At 73.5% G+C, this 16,815-nt stretch carries 16 protein-coding genes; 11 read left to right on the top strand and 5 right to left on the bottom strand.

Annotation, left to right across the window (positions count from 1 at the left end; genetic code table 11):
• Positions 1-110: 110 nt before the first annotated feature.
• Entirely contained in the window at positions 111-773 is a 663-nt protein-coding gene (locus JXZ78_RS28665; protein WP_030024382.1) for an HAD-IA family hydrolase, read from the top strand.
• A gap of 53 nt (positions 774-826) precedes the next feature.
• On the opposite strand, the gene JXZ78_RS28660 is transcribed toward JXZ78_RS28665, so the two are convergent.
• Both JXZ78_RS28660 and JXZ78_RS28655 read right to left on the bottom strand, forming a co-directional pair.
• Positions 827-1,408 carry a TMEM165/GDT1 family protein gene (locus JXZ78_RS28660; protein WP_030024383.1) on the bottom strand — a complete coding sequence of 194 codons (582 nt, stop codon included), beginning with the start codon at positions 1,406-1,408 and terminating at the stop codon, positions 827-829.
• A 241-nt stretch (positions 1,409-1,649) separates the two neighbouring features.
• Positions 1,650-2,408: an ABC transporter permease gene (locus JXZ78_RS28655; RefSeq protein WP_030024384.1), complete on the bottom strand. Its 759-nt coding sequence runs from the start codon at positions 2,406-2,408 to the stop codon at positions 1,650-1,652.
• 253 nt (positions 2,409-2,661) lie between these two features.
• On the opposite strand from JXZ78_RS28655, the gene JXZ78_RS28650 reads away from it, so the two are divergent.
• From JXZ78_RS28650 to JXZ78_RS28640, 3 genes are all read left to right on the top strand, one after another.
• Positions 2,662-3,306, top strand: a complete 645-nt coding sequence (locus tag JXZ78_RS28650; protein WP_030024385.1) for an HNH endonuclease family protein — start codon at positions 2,662-2,664, stop codon at positions 3,304-3,306.
• A 238-nt stretch (positions 3,307-3,544) separates the two neighbouring features.
• Entirely contained in the window at positions 3,545-5,224 is a 1,680-nt protein-coding gene (locus JXZ78_RS28645; protein WP_030024386.1) for an alkaline phosphatase D family protein, read from the top strand.
• A 430-nt stretch (positions 5,225-5,654) separates the two neighbouring features.
• The gene (locus JXZ78_RS28640; protein WP_030024387.1) at positions 5,655-6,128 is read left to right on the top strand and encodes a DoxX family protein; all 474 of its coding nucleotides are present in this window, start codon (positions 5,655-5,657) and stop codon (positions 6,126-6,128) included.
• Between the two features lie 110 nt (positions 6,129-6,238).
• Here JXZ78_RS28640 and JXZ78_RS28635 read toward each other — a convergent pair whose 3' ends face one another.
• Positions 6,239-7,081, bottom strand: a complete 843-nt coding sequence (locus tag JXZ78_RS28635; RefSeq protein ID WP_238783442.1) for a superoxide dismutase family protein — start codon at positions 7,079-7,081, stop codon at positions 6,239-6,241.
• Between the two features lie 286 nt (positions 7,082-7,367).
• Between JXZ78_RS28635 and JXZ78_RS28630 the strand changes: the two genes are divergently transcribed.
• Together JXZ78_RS28630 and JXZ78_RS28625 are read left to right on the top strand one after the other, a co-directional pair.
• The gene (locus JXZ78_RS28630; RefSeq protein WP_030024389.1) at positions 7,368-8,033 is read left to right on the top strand and encodes a DedA family protein; all 666 of its coding nucleotides are present in this window, start codon (positions 7,368-7,370) and stop codon (positions 8,031-8,033) included.
• A gap of 157 nt (positions 8,034-8,190) precedes the next feature.
• The gene (locus JXZ78_RS28625; protein ID WP_030024390.1) at positions 8,191-8,742 is read left to right on the top strand and encodes a GNAT family N-acetyltransferase; all 552 of its coding nucleotides are present in this window, start codon (positions 8,191-8,193) and stop codon (positions 8,740-8,742) included.
• Positions 8,743-8,771: 29 nt separating this feature from the next.
• Here JXZ78_RS28625 and JXZ78_RS28620 read toward each other — a convergent pair whose 3' ends face one another.
• A complete protein-coding gene (locus tag JXZ78_RS28620; RefSeq protein WP_030024391.1) occupies positions 8,772-9,695 on the bottom strand; it encodes a universal stress protein in 924 nt (307 codons plus the stop codon).
• Positions 9,696-9,842: 147 nt separating this feature from the next.
• Here JXZ78_RS28620 and JXZ78_RS28615 point away from each other — a divergent pair, with 147 nt between their 5' ends.
• On the top strand, positions 9,843-11,135 hold the full coding sequence (locus JXZ78_RS28615; RefSeq protein WP_033039924.1) for a methyltransferase: 1,293 nt from the start codon (positions 9,843-9,845) through the stop codon (positions 11,133-11,135).
• Positions 11,132-11,803: a nucleoside/nucleotide kinase family protein gene (locus JXZ78_RS28610; protein WP_033039927.1), complete on the top strand. Its 672-nt coding sequence runs from the start codon at positions 11,132-11,134 to the stop codon at positions 11,801-11,803. The genes JXZ78_RS28615 and JXZ78_RS28610 overlap by 4 nt, the downstream gene beginning before the upstream one ends.
• 23 nt (positions 11,804-11,826) lie before the next feature.
• Here the strand turns inward: JXZ78_RS28610 and JXZ78_RS28605 are convergent, their stop codons facing one another.
• Entirely contained in the window at positions 11,827-13,464 is a 1,638-nt protein-coding gene (locus tag JXZ78_RS28605; protein ID WP_238783441.1) for a glycosyltransferase family 39 protein, read from the bottom strand.
• A gap of 93 nt (positions 13,465-13,557) precedes the next feature.
• Between JXZ78_RS28605 and JXZ78_RS28600 the strand changes: the two genes are divergently transcribed.
• From JXZ78_RS28600 to JXZ78_RS28590, 3 genes are all read left to right on the top strand, one after another.
• On the top strand, positions 13,558-14,907 hold the full coding sequence (locus JXZ78_RS28600; RefSeq protein WP_106968921.1) for a glycosyltransferase family 87 protein: 1,350 nt from the start codon (positions 13,558-13,560) through the stop codon (positions 14,905-14,907).
• Between the two features lie 166 nt (positions 14,908-15,073).
• The gene (locus JXZ78_RS28595) at positions 15,074-15,805 is read left to right on the top strand and encodes a MarR family winged helix-turn-helix transcriptional regulator (protein WP_238783440.1); all 732 of its coding nucleotides are present in this window, start codon (positions 15,074-15,076) and stop codon (positions 15,803-15,805) included.
• Entirely contained in the window at positions 15,802-16,707 is a 906-nt protein-coding gene (locus tag JXZ78_RS28590) for an alpha/beta fold hydrolase (protein ID WP_030024398.1), read from the top strand. Before JXZ78_RS28595 ends, JXZ78_RS28590 begins: the two co-directional genes overlap by 4 nt.
• The last annotated feature ends 108 nt before the right edge of the window (positions 16,708-16,815 follow it).

The raw sequence follows: 16,815 nt of genomic DNA, 5'->3' as shown, positions 1-16,815 counted from the left end.
CCTCTCGCGGAGGCTCTTTGTATCGTGTAGGAACAAAGTGGTTCCGCCCGCACTCCCTGACCGGCGGGCGGAGCCGCTTGACTTTTTCCTCAGCGCCCAGGAGCCCGCCGATGCCGGCAACCACCCCGCTCATAGCCCGCGCCCTGCTGCTGGACATGGACAGCACGATCGTGAACTCCGAGGCCGTGGTCGAGCGCTGCTGGCGCCGCTGGGCCGCCGAGCAGGGGCTCGACGCGGACGAGGCGCTCAAGGTGGTGCACGGCCGGCAGGGCTGGGCCACGATGGCCGCCCTGCTCCCCGACCGCCCGATGGAGCTCAACCACGCGGACAACCGGCGGATGCTGGAGCAGGAGACCGCCGACGTGGACGGCGTCGTCCCGGTGCCCGGCGCGCCCGCCTTCATGGCCGCCCTCGCCCGGCTCCCGCACGCCCTCGTGACCTCCGCCGACATCGCCCTCTCCGACGCCCGCATGGGCGCGGCCGGGCTGCCGATGCCGGCCGTACGGATCACCGCCGAGTCGGTCAGCGCCAGCAAGCCGGACCCCGAGGGCTTCCTCAAGGGCGCGGCCGAGCTGGGGTACGCGCCCGAGGACTGCGTGGTCTTCGAGGACTCCGAGGCGGGCATCGCGGCCGGGCGCGCGGCGGGCATGCGCGTGGTCGGCGTCGGCGAGCGGGCCGCGGCCTTCGGCCCCGACGCCCACGTACGCGACCTGGAGCAGGTCCGGGTCGAGGCGCTGGCCGACGGCTCGATCGCGCTGCACATCGAGGGCTGAACCGGCCGGGGCGGGCGCCGCCGGCCGGTGGCGCCGCCCGCCCGTGCCCGTGCTCAGCCCACGATCGCCTCGTACAGGCTGAACGCCGCGAGCAGCACCATCACCGCCGCCGCCACCTTCGTGATCAGCTTGAGCGGTACGTACTTCATGAGCGTACGGCCGCCGAGGATGCCCAGGCCGGCCACCGCCCACAGGGCCAGCACCGCGCCGACGCCCACCGAGACCGGGTCGTCGTAGCGGGCGGCGAGGTTCGCGGTCATGATCTGGGTCAGATCGCCGAACTCGGCGACCAGGATCATCATGAAGCCCGCCCCGGAGACCTTCCAGAAGCTCTGGTCGGCGGGCTTCTTGACCTCTTCCTCGTCCTCGTCCTTCTTGAAGAGCAGCACGGCCGCACCCGCGAGGAAGAGCACGCCGACGACCGCCTGCACGAGGCGGTGCGGCAGCAGGGACAGCACGCTGCCCGCGGCGATGGCGAGCGCGACGTGCACGGCGAAGGCCGCGGCGACGCCGGCGAAGACGTACGAAGCGCGGTAGCGGGTGCCGAGCATCAGCCCGGCGAGGGCGGTCTTGTCCGGCAGCTCGGCCAGGAAGACGACGCCGAAGACGACGGCGGCGACGGTGAAACTGAACACGGGGTGTCTTACCTCGATCGGTCGGGCCGCACCGAGGGGCCCGGAAAAGGGGTCGCTTCGGCACGGCAGCGTCTCTTGCGCACACGTTTCGTGTGCGCAAACACTGCGGCCGAAGGTCTCGCTGGCGCGGCAGGGACACCGGTCCCCTGCCACGCTCCGGGCGCCGGCCCACCGCGGGCGGCCTGTCACCTGGGCGGTGACGGCCGACGGGCGGGCAGTATGTCGACGGTCCGGCGAAGAGCTACTCCCCTTCTGCTGCGGCCAAGGGTACGCGGTGCAGCCGCCCGCGGGCCACCAGCTCCAGCACCACCGCCACGGCCACCGCCTGTACGGCGAGCAGCGCCACCAGCACGAACATCTGCACGGCGCCCGCCTGAACGGGTGACGCGCCGCCCAGCAGCATGCCGACGAAGGCCCCGGGAAGCGTGACGAGCCCCACGGTGCGGGTCTGGTCCAGGCCCGGCAGCAGCGCGTCGGACGCGGCCGGACGGGCGACCTCCATACGGGCCTCCCGGTCGAGCAGGCCCAGCGCCAGCCCCGCCTCCACCTCCCCGTGCCGCGCGTCCAGCTCATCCAGGGCCCGCCGTCCGCCGAGAACGGTGGCGGTGAGGGCGCCGCCGATGAGGATGCCCGTGACGGGGATGAGGCTGATGCCGCGCGGCGGGACCAGGCCGGTGAGCAGCAGGGCGCCGACGACCGGCACGACCCCGGCGGCCAGCGGCACCGCCGCCCACCACCAGGTGCGGTTCGGGGTGAGGCGGCGGCCCGCGGTCCGTACGGCGACCGTGAACATCAGCGCGAGGAAGCAGAGCAGCCAGGGCACGGCCCGGACGACCCAGCCGATGAGGTACGAGACGGCGGCGAGCTGGAGGGCGGCGCGCAGGCCCGCGAGGGCGACGGCCCGCGCGTGGCCGAGGCGGGCGAGCGCGGCAGCGGCCACGGCGGCGGCCAGCAGGACGGCGAGAACGGCCCCGAGGGTGGCGTTGACCGGCAGCAGCACGCGCTCACTGTAGGGCGGCGGCGGAAGGGCGCGCCGGATACGCCACGGCGGAGGCCGGCGCTCCGGAGGGGGCGCACGCGCCCGCGCGAGCCACATCCCGGGGCGCCGGGGGCGGGTGACGTCACGTCAACCCCTTGAACTGACGTGGGCATGTCGTCACTCTGTTACCTGGAGCCCGTCCGGTGGTAACCCCACGGCGCCACCATGAGCTCCGTTCCGCACCTCGACTTCCCCCCACCGACAGGGAGTTCGCATGCCCAAGGTCTACGCGCGTCGCGTATCGCTCGCCGCCGGGTCCGCCGCCGCCCTCGCCTGCACGCTGGTGCTCGGCACCCAGAGCGCCCAGGCCGCGCCGCCCACCCCGCCGGACGCCGCCACGGCCCGTACGTACCTCGCCCAGATCAAGGAAGCGCCCCAGGGCTCGCAGGACGGCTACAGCCGCGACAAGTTCCCGCACTGGTCCGACCAGGGCAAGAACTGCAACACCCGCGAGGTCGTGCTCAAGCGGGACGGCGAGAACGTGCAGACCGACGGCAAGTGCGCCGCGACCAGCGGCACCTGGAAGTCGGCCTACGACGACGGCGTGTGGAACCAGGCGTCCGACGTGGACATCGACCACGTCGTCCCGCTGTCCGAGGCGTGGAAGTCCGGCGCCTCGAAGTGGACGACCGAGCGCCGCAAGGAACTGGCCAACGACCTCACCCACTCGCAGCTGATCGCCGTCACCGACAACGTGAACCAGGAGAAGGGCGACAAGGACCCGGCCAAGTGGCTGCCGCCGAAGACCTCGTACCACTGCACGTACGCCCGGATGTGGGTGTCGGTGAAACACGTGTACGGGCTGACGGCCGACGCGGCCGAGAAGGCGGCGCTGAAGAAGATCCTGGACCGCTGCTGAGCACCGCTCCCGCACGGCCCTGCTGATGAATGGTTACTTCCGGTGGTCCCGCCCGATCGGCACATGACCATACAGTCAGGTAACCGGACAACCGGGTAACCGGACGACGCAACCGTACGACCGGACGGCTCCGTCTTTCTCCGTGAGGAGGCCGAAGCCGTCCCGTCGCCCCGCGACCGGCTTCTATCCTCTGAGCACACACGTACGGGCACCGGCCCGTACGAGGGGAGGATCACCGATGGCCGGGCTGCTCCTGGGGCCGCTGCTGCGGTACGTGGACGAGATCAGCGCGACGGTGTGGGTCGAGACCGACCGGCCCTGCGAGGTGCACGTCCGCTGCGAGAACGGCGCGGGCGGCGCCGAGCGCACGTGGCAGGTGGCCGGACACCACTACGCGCTGGTGCCCGTCGCCGGGCTGACCCCGCACAGCGAGACCCCGTACCGGGTCCTGCTGGACGGCGAGCAGGTCTGGCCGCAGGCCGGCAGCCGCTTCCCGCAGAGCACGATCCACACACCGGCGGCCCCGGGCGGCGATCCGGCGGACCAGCACCTTCGGGTCGCGTTCGGTTCCTGCCGCTGGGCCGCGCCGCCCGCCGACGCGCACGACCCGGTGGGCCCGGACGCCCTGGACACCCTCGCGGCCGCGCTCGCCGCCGACCCCGCGCGCCGGCGCCCGAGCGTCCTGCTCCTGCTGGGCGACCAGGTGTACGCCGACCAGACCTCGGACGCGACCGCCCGGCTGCTCGCCTCCCGCCGCGACACCTCGGAGCCGCCCTGGCAGCAGGTCGCGGACTACGAGGAGTACACCCACCTGTACGCCGAGTCCTGGCTCGACCCGGAGGTGCGCTGGCTGCTGTCCACCGTTCCCAGCTGCATGATCTTCGACGACCATGACGTCATAGACGACTGGAACACCTCGGCCGCCTGGCAGACCCGGATGCGCGCGACCTCCTGGTGGCGGGAGCGGGTGCTGGGCGGCCTGATGTCGTACTGGGTGTACCAGCACCTGGGCAACCTCTCCCCCGCCGAGCTGGAGAAGGACGAGCTGTACGCACGGGTCCGGGCCCTGCCGGACGGCACGGACCTGGTGCGCGAGTTCGCCGCGGCGGCCGACGCCGACCCGGGCTGCGCGCGCTGGAGCTACCGCCGCGACTTCGGCCGCGTACGGCTGGTCATGGTCGACACCCGCGCCACCCGCGTCCTGGACGAGGGGCGGCGGGCCATGCTCGACCCGGCCGAGGCGGAGTGGCTGCGCGAACAGGTGCTGGCCGACCACGGCGCGTACGACCACCTGCTCATCGGCAGCTCGCTGCCCTGGCTCCTGCCGAACCTGATCCACGACGCGGAGGGCTGGAACGCCGCCCTGTGCGCCGGGGCGCGCGGCGCGCGCTGGGCGCGCCGGAGCGAGTCGCTGCGGCAGCGCGCCGACCTGGAGCACTGGGCGGCCTTCCCGGATTCCTTCGCCGCGCTCACCGGCCTGCTCGCCGAGGCCGGCTCGGGCGACGCGGCACCGGCGACGGTGTGCGTGCTGTCCGGCGACGTGCACCACGCGTACGTGGCCGAGCCGCACTGGCGCGACGGCTCCGCGCCCGCCGCCCGCGTGCTCCAGCTGACGTGCTCCCCCGTGCACAACAGCATTCCCGCCACCATGCGGGCCGGCTTCCGCTTCGGCTGGAGCCGGCTCGGCCGCCGCCTCGGTCACGCGCTGGCCCGGCACGCCCGGCTGGACCGGCCGTCGATCGGCTGGCGCCGCACGGGCGGCCCGTGGTTCGGAAACCAGCTGATGACCCTGGCGCTGAACGGGCGCTCGGCACGGCTGCGGCTGGACCAGGCGCAGCGCGAGCAGGGCGGCGGCGCGCGGCTGGTCCGCGCTTGGGACGAGCAGCTGACGGGCCGGCAGGAGGCCGAGGAGGGGTAGAGGGGTAGGGGCGGGGAAGAGGCAGGGGCGTAGGCGAGTCGGACAGGAGCTGGGGGCGTTCTCGTCCGGCAGGGGCGAGCAGCCGCCTTTTCCGTATCTTCCCCCTCACCCGCCCGCCCTGTCACCGACTCCTTTACCCGCGCTTTTACCTGACCTGTCGCCGCGCTTTCCGCCCGGCCGGACCTCTGCCGCCGCCGGGGCATTCCGCCCGGCGTACAGGCGTATTGCGGGGCATCCCGGGGTGATTTCGGTGGCCAGTACAAACATTTCCGCCGTCGCGCGCGGACGCGCGGGCGCCACTTCACGCCATGACCGTTTTTTTTCGGCCAACGGCCGGATATGGCCAGATGTTGAACTTGCAAGTACCTATTAGGTCTCCCTAACCTTTCTCCTTGTCGGTTCCCGTCCCCGAAACCGCAGGAGTTCCTTCATGTCCGCTCAATCCCCGGTGACCGAGTTCACCGAACGAATCAAGCCGCACACCCTCTCGCTCTTCCGCATCGTCACCGGCCTGCTCTTCGCCTGCCATGGCGCGTCCTCGCTGTTCGGCATCCTCGGCGGCGCGATGGGCAAGGGGCTCACCGTGCCCGCGGGCAGCTGGCCCGGCTGGTATGCGGCCGTCATCCAGTTCGTCGGGGGCGTCCTGGTGATGCTGGGCCTGGGCACCCGCGCCGCGGCCCTGATCAGCTCCGGCTCGATGGCGTACGCGTACTTCTCGGTGCACGCCGGCGAGTCCCTGTGGCCGCTGCAGAACGGCGGCGAGCTGTCCGTGCTGTTCTGCTGGGCGTTCCTGCTGCTGGCCTTCACCGGCCCCGGCTCCTGGTCGCTGGACCGCCTGTTCTTCCGCTCCCGGCAGCCGGCCGACGCCACGGCGGACGCCCGGCGCGAGCCGAGCGCGGTCTGACGGCAGACCGGCGGCCCGCGCGGCTGCCACCCGGCGACGAGCGGCGGCCCCCGGTACGTACCGGGGGCCGCCGCTCTTTCACCCGCTGCCGGGCCTCACCGGCGCCACCGTCAGAAGAGCCTCGTCAGCAGACCGGAGACGGCCTTCGCGGCTTCCTTCGACTGGTTGAACGGCACGGAGTAGCACGCGACCACCCGGCCGGCGGTCCCCGCCACCCCGGCCTTCGTCGCGGTACGGCGCTCATGGATCACCACGGACCGCGCCTCGCCGGACCGGAAGCGCCAGGCGTTCCGGGACGCGGAGCTCGCCTCGCCCCGCCCGTCGGTCGTGAAATCCAGCCAGACCTCGTTCTTCGGGTTGGCGTACGCCGGGTCGACGGACGGCGTGCGCGGGTCCTTGCGGTGCTGGTAGTGCGGCCCCGAGCTGTCCGGGCGGACGCCGCACGTCCCCGTGTGGACGTGCGCCCCGTAGGTGCGGTTCGCTACCAGACCGGACACCCGCAGGCCGACCCGGGTGTGCTTGCTGTCGGCACGCTCACTGACCGTGACGCGGGAGTTCACGGGCACCAGCTTGGGGTCGTACGTCAGCGCGCTGCTCAGCATCGCGCCGTTCGGGCGGGTGAACTGTGCCGCGATGGTGACGGAGTAGTCCTGCTGGACGGTGTTCTTCGTGACCTTGTCGCCGTCCGCCGCGACGGCCGCCGGGGCGAGCAGGAGCGTGCCCGCCGTGGCGAGGGCCGCCGCGGAGGCGCCCGCCGTCCTGGCGGCCGCCCGCCGGCGCGCCCGCGTCGGCATGGGCGCCGGCGTCACGCCGCTCCCGGCCCGTCCGCCGTGCACCGCCTGCCCGCCGCCGGCGGCCGGTCCCGCCGCGCTCTCCGACGCCTTCGACGCCTTCGACGCCACTGACGCCGCTACCTCTTCCGACGCCGCTGACGACTCCTTCAACGTCTGCATCCCTGTCTCCATTCGTGTGCCGTTCCGCTCCGGAGCACCCTGTTTGCGCGCTTCACAAGGCGACCATTTCGGCACATAACATGCCCAAAGCCGCGCTCTTTTGCGCCACGGCCGGAGCAGACGGGTGACCGTGCCGCCCGAGGCGGTTCCCCAGGGGTGTGAAGCCGACAACACCGTGCGCCCTGGAACGTCACGGCGGGCGGCCCAGGCGTACGCTGTATGGCGGTACAGCCGCCCCAGCCGCCGATGCGACGTCGCGGCAGGGGATCGGATCAGGAGAAGGACGTTGTTGGAAAGCCTGGGGTCGTTGAGCGACACCCCTTGGGTCTACGCGATCGTCGGACTCTCCGTACTTCTCGACGTCTTCGTACCGATTCTGCCCAGCGGTGTCCTGGTGATCACCGCGGCCACCACGGCCGCGGGCACCCGTACCGCGGCCGGCGCGGTGGGCGTCTCCACCTCCGTACGCGGTGACGCCGACATCGCCGAGATGCTGGCCCTGGTGCTGTGCGCCGCGACCGCCTCGGTCCTCGGCGACATGGTCGCCTACCGGCTCGCCTGGCGCGGCGGCGACCGGTTCGACCGCGCCATCGCCCGCTCCCGGCGGCTGACCGCCGCACAGGAACGGCTCGGCGCGGCGCTGACACGGGGCGGCGGCGGCATCGTCGTCCTGGCCCGCTTCGCGCCCGCCGGACGGTCGGTGGTCAGCCTCGGCGCGGGGGTCGCGCACCGTACGGTCCGGGAGTTCCTGCCGTGGTCCGCGCTGGCCGGACTGGCCTGGGCCGCGTACGGGGTGAGCCTGGGTTACGTGGGCGGCCAGTGGCTGGGCGTGTCGTGGATCAGCACCGCCATGTCGGTGTTCGCGCTGTTCGCGGCCGGGTCCGCGGCGGTCTTCCTGATGCGCAGGCCGGAGCGCCGGGACGCGGCGTTCTCGGCGGCCGGCTCGGACTGACCGCCTGCCGGAAGCCGGGGCCGGATGTCGGGGGCCGGGTGGTGCCGGGTGCCGGAAGCCGGGTACCGGAGGCCGTCCCGGCCCGCCGCCCGTCCGAAGGCCGAGGCGGGCGGAAAATCCCGGGCGGGTTGTCAGACCCCGGTGCGACCATGTGGGCATGAACAACTGGCAGTGCCGCCCCGAGACTCCCGAAGACATCCCGGCCGTCCGCCGGATCAACCTGGCCGCCTTCGAGACCGCGGGTGAGGCCGACCTCGTCGACGCGCTGCGGCAGGACCCGGCAGCCTGGCTGCCGGGCCTTTCGTACGTGGCCGGGCCCGTCGCCGAGCCGCCCGTCACCGAGCCGTCCGGCACCCCGGCCGCACCCGCCCCCGTCGTCGCGCACGCACTGCTCACCCGCTGTCACATATCCGGCGAGCCGGCCGTCGCGCTCGCGCCGTGCGCGGTGCTGCCCGAGTACCACCGGCAGGGCGCGGGCAGCGCGGTCATCCGGGCGCTGCTGGACGCGGCCCGGGCGGCCGGCGAGCGGACGGCCGTCGTGCTGGGTCACCCGCCGTACTACCCCAGGTTCGGCTTCGAGCCCGCCTCCCGCTTCGGCGTCCTGCCGCCCCAGGAGTGGCCGGACGAAGCGTTCCTGGCCCTGTCCCTGGACGGCAGCACGCCTCCGCGCGGCACGGTGCGCTACGCGGAGGCGTTCGGCATCGCCTGAGGAGAGGGGCAGGGAGAGAAGTGCTCGCGCTACTCCGCTGCCCCGCTGCGCTCCGTGTCCTCCGGCACGACCGCGATCGGGCACACCGCGTGCAGCAGTACGGCGTGGGCGACCGAGCCGAGCCGGCGGCCGACCGGCAGCCGCCTGCGGTGCCGGGCGACCACGACCAGATCGCTGGCCCTGGACGCCTCGACGAGCTGCCCGGCCGCGTCCGCGTTCCGCAGCTCGGCCGTCACCGCCACCTCGGGGTAGCGCTCCCGGTACGGCGCGAGCGTCTGTGTCACCTGCTCGACCAGCGCGTTCTCGTACTCCTGCTGGGTGCCTTCGTAGGCCGCGATGTATTCGAAGGACGGCGGTGTCAGCATCGGCCAGGCGTAGCCGGAGACCACCTTGAGGCGGGCGCCGCGGCGGCTCGCCTCGGCGAACGCGAAGCCGATCGCCCCCGGCTCGTCCGAGGAGGCGTCGACGCCCAGGGTGACCTGCGGCGGGTCGGGGCGGACCACCTCACCGTCGGCACCGAGCCCGGCGCCGGCCCGGTCCGGGCGCGGCACGACCACCACGGGCCCTTCCGAGTGCGCCGCGCACGCCATGCCGTTCGAGCCGAGCAGCAGGCTGGCGAAGCCGCCGCGCCCGCGCGAGCCGAGCACCAGCAGCTGCGCCTCGGCGCCGAGGGCGGGCAGCAGGGTGTCGGTGAGCCCGCTGAGACTGCGGAATTCCAGGCCCGGCAGACCGGCCGTGTCGGCCTGTCCGTCCAGCGTCTTGCGCAGCTCGTCCAGGACCGGGTCGCCGATGCCGGATTCGGCCGCCGCGCGGCCCTCCGAGGTCACGTACGGCCAGACGTGCACGATCTGGAGCGGCGCGGACCGCAGCCGGGCGGCCTCGATCGCCCAGCGCAGCGCCCGTTCGCTGTCGGGAGATCCGTCCACCGCGACAATGACCGGCAGGGTGTCCATGTACGCCTCCATACGACCAACAGCGTGTGCTATGCCCAACTATTTCCATACTCCTACCCCGAGCCGCCCGGAAGACAGGGGACGAAGGTCCCTCCCCGGCACGGAGTAGAGTCGAACGTCACTTCTCAGCCCCTTACCTGGGACGCAATGAACACACTTCAGGCCCCGCAGTCCGTCGAGTGGACCGAGGCCGGCGCGGCCCGCACCGCACGCTGGCGTTCCGAGAGCGGGGCGCCGGCGCCCCGCCGGGTGGTCGTCGCGGACGACCGTACGAAGGCCGACGACGCCTACAAGCTCGCCTGCGAGGGCACGGCGCTGCTGTGGCGCGGCGACTTCCACAACGCCCGCCAGCTGCTGACGGCGCTGGCCCGCCGTATCGACCGCCGCCCGCGCAAGCGGCCGCCGGCCGACCCCGCCCAGGCCTTCCACCTGCACCGGGCCGCGCAGAGTCAGCGCGCCCGCATCCTGGGGATGCTGCTGGTGTCCCTGGAGCCCGGCTACGGGCTCGCACTGCGCCGCGCGCCCGACGTACGGGAGGCGTGCTTCCAGGCGTACGGCCCTGACGGCGCGGTGCGCCCGGACGGCGCGGGTGGTCCGCACGGCACGGACGCCCCGGAGACCTCGGACGCCTCGGACGCCTCGGACGCCTCGGACGGCACCGGAACTCGCCCCGAGGCTTCCCCCGCCCCGCCCCTGATCGTCTCGCTGCGCGAACTGCTCGGGGTGATCGGCGCGTATGAATGGCGCAGAAACGGTGTCCGCATACCGGCGCTCGGCGGTGACCGCGTCCATCCGTACTACGGCGTCTTCTCGCCCGTGCGCGGCGAGTACGTCGACCTGGTGGCCCGGGCACCGCTCCCCTCCGTCCCCGGCCCGGCGTTCGACATCGGCACCGGGACCGGCGTCCTGGCCTCGGTGCTGGCCCGGCGCGGCGTCTCCCGTGTGGTGGCCACCGACCAGGACCCGAGGGCCCTGGCCTGTGCGCGGGAGAACACCGAGCGGCTGGGCGTGGCCGACCGCGTGGAGGTCCTGGAGGCCGACCTGTTCCCGGCCGGCCGCGCGGCGCTCATCGTCTGCAACCCGCCGTGGGTACCGGCCAAGCCCACCTCCCCCGTCGAGTACGCGGTCTACGACCCGGGCAGCCGGATGCTCCACGGCTTCCTGGACGGCCTGGCCGCCCACCTCGAACCGGGCGGCGAGGGCTGGCTGATCCTGTCCGACATCGCCGAGCACCTGGGGCTGCGCTCCCGCGCCGAGCTGACCTCCGCGTTCGGCGCGGCGGGCCTGACGGTCCTGGACCGGCTGGACATCCAGCCACGGCACCCCCGCGCCCGCGAAGCCGACGACCCCCTGCACACGGCCCGCGCCGCCGAGGTGACCTCGCTGTGGCGACTGGGAGCGGCGGGTTCCGCAGCGGCCGAGCAGGAAGCACGGCCATGACCGGGCCCACCCACCTGCGACAACTCGTCGAACGTGCCCGGTCGCTCGCTGCCTCCGCCTCCCCGGCCCGCCGCCGGCTCCTCGGGGTCGCGGGGCCGCCCGGCTCGGGCAAGTCCACCCTGGCCGCCCGTCTGGTGGCCGAGCTGGGCGGGTCGGCGGTGCTCGTGCCCATGGACGGTTTCCACCTCGCCGAGGCGGAGTTGCGCCGCCTGGGGCGCACGGACCGCAAGGGCGCGCCGGACACCTTCGACGCCGCCGGTTACGCGGCCCTGCTGGCCCGCCTGCGCTCCCCCGCCCCCGGCACCACCGTCTACGCCCCGGCCTTCGACCGCCGCATCGAGGAGCCGGTGGCGGGCAGCGTCCCCGTGGCGCCCGACGTGCCGCTCGTCGTGACCGAGGGCAACTACCTGCTGCTCGACGAGCCGTCGTGGACGGATGCCAGGGAGTGCCTGGACGAGGTCTGGTACGTGGACCTGGACGACGCGGAACGGGTGCGGCGCCTGGTCGACCGGCACGAGCGGTTCGGCAAGTCCCGCGCGCACGCCGAGCGTTTCGTGCGCACTTCGGACGAGGCCAACGCCCGCCTGGTGACGGCCGGGCGGGAGCGCGCCGATCTGGTCGTCAGGTTCGGCCCGGACACGGCACCGGAGCCGTACGGCGGGGGGTGAATGCCGAGGGCTTCCGCGGCCGGTCACCGCACCTTCTCGTAGACCTCTATGCGGCGGCCGACGGTGTCCGTGCGGCCGGTCCGTTCGAAGTGCCGGCCGAGGACGCGGAGTTTCTCGGTCTCGCGTACGGGTGCGGGCGGCGCGGCGCGGCGGGTGTCGGTGACGACCACGATGCGGGACTTGGTCAGCATGGCGGTACGTATGTGCTCGGCGCTGCCCTCGACCCCCTTGATGGTGCCGGAGGCGGCCGGGCTCTCGGCCAGCGCGAGATCGTCCAGGCCGGTGAAGGCCGACGGCGTCACCAGCGCCGTGTCGCGCCGGGCGGCCGGTATGAACAGCACGCCGTCGCCCGTGCGCGCGGCCGCCGCGACCCGGTCGGCCGCCCGCAGCACGTCGTCCGCCCGGCTACTCGGCTCGCGCAGGCCGGTCTCCACGGGCAGCAGCGCCACGAAAGCGGTCGCCGTCACGCCCGCGAGCAGCACCCACGTACGGACCGGGAGCGCCTGGACGGCAGCGGCGACGCCGACGCCGAGGAGCAGGGCGAAGCCGAGGTTCGTGTAGAGGACGTAGCGGTCCAGATAGACGGGCTCCACGAGGACGGAGGCCAGCAGCAGACCGGCCTGCGGCACCGCGAGCAGAGGCAGCCCGACGGAGGCCGGTGACAGGGGCGCGCGGCCCCGGCCCGGATACGGGGCGCGGGCGCACACCAGCGCCACGAGCAGCAGGACGCCGATGCCCAGCACCGTGGACACGGCGACGGGCTTGATCCACGACACCTGGTCCGACTGGGCCCGGCTGGCCTGGATGAGCGGCAGTGCGCCCGCCAGCACCACGGCGGCCGACACCGACCACGGGGCGAGCAGCGGGCGCGCACCGCGGCGGCGGGCGACGAGCACGGTGACAGCGTGCGCGGGCAGGACGAACAGCGAGAACCAGTTCAGCAGGGCTGTGGTCAGCATGACCACCCCGTAACCTGCCCAGCCCGCCCAGCCCGCCCAGCGCGTACGGCGGCGCCGCGATACAGTCGCCGCTCCGTTCTCCGGTGTGCCCGCCGCGCTCACCAGAAGCCAGGTGGCGACCGCCACGCCGGCCGTCACCAGCGCGTACGCCCGGCCCTCCTGGGCGTAGTGCTGGACGTTGGGTATCAGTGCGAGGACCAGCCCGGCGGCGAGGCCGGCCCACGGCCCGGCGAGGCGGCGGCCGGCCGATGCGGTGGCGGCCGCGGCCGCGACGACGGCCAGGACGGACGGCATCCGGAGTACCGCCGGGCCGGTGCCGAAGAGCTCGAAGACGCCGTGCATCAGCACGTAGTAGAGGCCGTGCACGACGTCCACCTGGCCGAGCATGTCCCAGATCTCCGCCACCGGACGCTGCCCGACCTGCCAGGTCACGGCCTCGTCCCGCCACAGGCTGTTCTCCCGCCGGATGCCCCACAGGCCGAGCGCCAGCGCCAGCAGGGCGGGCAGCACGGGGACGGCGAGCCGCGCGAGGGCGGAGGCGCGGTGGGAGGCGCGGTTGGTAGCGCGGTTGGAGGAGGGGGCGGGAGCGGAGACGGAGGGTGCCGAGGCCGGGGCGGGGGTTGCGGTGAGGGTCGTGGTGGAGATGCCGCGTGGGGCGGGGAGGGCGGCGACCGGTGCGAAGGGGGCGGCTTCAGCGGGCATGGCGGAGACTCTACACTGCACGTATACATCGCATGTATACACATCGGGAGTAGCTCGCTCGCCCTGTCGAATCCGCAGGTCAGAGCCGCCCCGATGGACGAACCGCCCTACGAACGGCCCTACCGCCCCACCCGTACGAACGGAGCCCTCGGCGCTGTGCCCGACCAGACCACCGTCCGAGCCGTCACCGCGGCCACCCCCGCGGCCGCCCCCGCCTCCGCCCCCGCGCTCCCACGCCTCCGTACGACGCTCCTGCCCCTGCTCGCCGCCTGGCTCCTCACCCGGTTGTGGCTGGTGCCGGCGGCCCTGAAGATCAGCCCGTTCGTGGGCGGCGGCGGGCTCGATCCGTCCGTGAGCAAGGTCTACACCGGCTGGTACGCGGTCCTGAGCGACGGCAGCTTCCCGCTGCATGACGTGAGCTGGCAGTACCCGCCCGGCGCGGCCCTGCCGATCCTGGCCCCCGGCCTCGTCCCCGGCCTCGGCTTCGGGCCCGCCTTCATCGTGCTGGCCGCGCTGTGCGACGCCGCGATCTTCGCCCTGCTGGTACGGGTGGCGCGGCGCCGCGGCCGCTCCCTCGCCGCGCCCTGGCTGTGGACGGTGGGTCTGGCCGTCCTCAGCACCATGCCGTGGAACCGGTTCGACCTGCACGTGACCGCCCTGGCGATGCTCGCCCTGGTGGCCGCGTCCGCGCAGCGCGCCTGGGCCGACCGGACCTTCGGCGCCGTGACGGCACTCGCCGCCGTCATCAAGGTCTGGCCGGCGCTGCTGCTCGCCGGCACGGCGCGGGGCCGCCGCACCCGTACCGCCTGGACGGCCGCCGCCGTCACCGGCGCCGCCGTGACCGCCGGCTTCGCCCTCGCCATGCCGAACGCGTTCTCCTTCCTCGCCGCCCAGGAAGCGCGCGGCATCCAGATCGAGTCGGTGGGTTCCCTGCCGTTCCACCTGGCCCGGCACCTAGGCTGGAGCGGTTCCTGGGCAGCGAAGGACGGGTCGCACGAGTTCGTCGGTCCGTGGGTGCACGGGGTCAGCGTCGCCATGCAGGTGTCGACCGTGCTGGCCTTCGGCTGGCTGCTGTGGTGGCGGCGCCGTTCGGACCGCACCGCCGCCCGGGTGCTGCCGGACGCCGCACTGACCGCCACGCTGCTGTTCGTGGTCACCAGCCGGGTGATCAGCCCGCAGTACATGGTCTGGCTGCTCGGTCTGGCCGCGGTCTGCCTGCTGCGCGGCGACACCACCCAGCGTCCGGTCGCCCTGCTGATCCTGGCGGCCTGCCTCTTCACCACGCTGGACTTCCCGCTGCTGTACCGCGGACTGCGGGACGACGCGTCCTGGCTGTCCATCGCCAACCTGTACGCGCGCAATCTGCTGCTGCTCGCCGCGGCCTGGCTGTCCGCCCGCCGCCTGTGGCGCGGGACCGTGCCCGTCCGCCGCCCTTCCCGGTGAGCGGGCAGGGCGACTTCGACCGGCTCGGGAACTTCGGCGTCCCCCCATCCGTACAAAGAACGGAATCATCGGATTTCGCGAATCCGGGCGCGTACCGCGGAGAGCGGTAACTGCCGGGCGTGGGGCGCGACTTCCGTAACGACACCGTCGATGTCATCATGACACCATGAGTGTCACAGAGGGCGGCGCGGACTCCGCCGAGCACCTCGCGTACGAGGTGATCCGCCGCCTGTGGCCGCTGCACCGGACGGTCGTACGCGCCGTGGAACGGGAACTCGCGGGCACGGGCCTGACGGCCGGTCAGCGCGCCCTGCTGGACACCCTGCGTACGCACGGCCCGCGCACCGTACCGGAGCTGGCCCGCGCCCTGGACCTGGACCGACAGCCCGTACAGCGCTGGGTGAACCACGCGGCGGACCTGGGCTTCCTGGAGGCCGTCCCCAACCCCGCGCACCGGCGCTCCCCCCTGATCCGGCTCACCCCGGAAGGCACCGAGGTGACGAGCGCGCTCCGGCAGTCCGAGGCGGCCGGGCTGCGGCGGGTGCTGGCCGGGGTGCCGGCCGCCGACGTGGCCACCGCGCTGCACGTGCTCGACCGCCTCGGCGAGGACTTCCGGGCGCTGGCCCGGGACGAGCCGGCGCACCCCGGCCTCTCCCGTACGGCGGATCCGCCCCGGGAACCTCGGGCACCCCGGGAGTCTCGGTCACCCCGCGAACCTCGAACGCTCGGGGAGACTCGGGAACCCCGGGAACCTCAAACGCTCCGGGCACCCCGGGAACCTCAAACGCTCCAAGCGCCTCAAACCTCCCGGGGGCCCCGAACGGCCCGCACGTCCCCAGCAGACCGAGCGCCCCACCCGACAGCACCACCACCCCACACAGGACGGCACGGAGCATGACGACCGACGACATCCAAGGAACCCAGGGAATCCAAGGACTCCAGGAGGCCGGGGCCTGGGGTACGGAGGTCGAGAACGACACGGTCCCGGTCGAGAACGGTGAGCTGTTCTACGAGGCGGCCGGTGTCGGTACGGAGGGCGACCCCTCGGTGGTGCTGCTGCACGGCGGGATGCTCGACCAGCGCATGTGGGACGAACAGTTCTCCTGGCTCGCCCGGTCCGGCCTCCGCACGGTCCGCTACGACGCACGCGGCCACGGCCTGTCCTCCACCGTCGACGGCGACTACGCCAACCACGAGGACCTGCGCGCCCTCCTCGACCACCTCGGCATGGAGCGCGCCATCCTCGTCGGCCTCTCGCACGGCGCCCGCATCGCCCTGGACATGGCGCTCACCCATCCGGACCGCGTCTTCGCGCTGGCCCTGGCCTCCCCCGGGGTGAGCGGCCGGGCCTTCACCGACCCGTTCATCCTGGAGCACATCAAGGAGCAGGTGGCCGCCGTCACCGACGAGGAGGACGGCACGGAGCGCTTCATCGAGCACTTCCTGCGCATGTGGGTGGACGGCCCGCACCGCGCCCCCGACGCCGTGGACCCCGTCCTGCGCGAGCGGATGCGGGCCTCGGCGGACGCCAATGTGGTCGTGCACGCGGGCGGTATGGGCGCCGGGGTGCCGATCGAGGTCGGCGCGTACGGGCGGCTGGCGGAGATCCGCGTACCGACCCTGGTCCTGGACGGCGACCTGGACAGCTCCGACATCTCCGCCAACGCCCACGCCATCACCCTCGCCGTGCCGGGCGCCCAGCGGATACGGATCCCGGGCGCGGCCCACATGGTGAACCTGGAGAACACCAGCCACTTCGACCACGCCCTGCACGGGTTCCTCTCGGGTCTTCCGTACTGAGCCTGCCTCTGTCCCTGAGCCCGTCCCTGCTCCTGAGGCCCGCCCCTGACCCCGAGTCTGCACATGCCCCTGCCGTCGGGTGTCCGAACCGGGGTGCAACGATGAGCG

Source organism: Streptomyces monomycini, assembly GCF_022271435.1.
GTDB lineage: Bacteria > Actinomycetota > Actinomycetes > Streptomycetales > Streptomycetaceae > Streptomyces > Streptomyces monomycini.
This window is presented reverse-complemented; position numbering and strand designations above follow the sequence as displayed.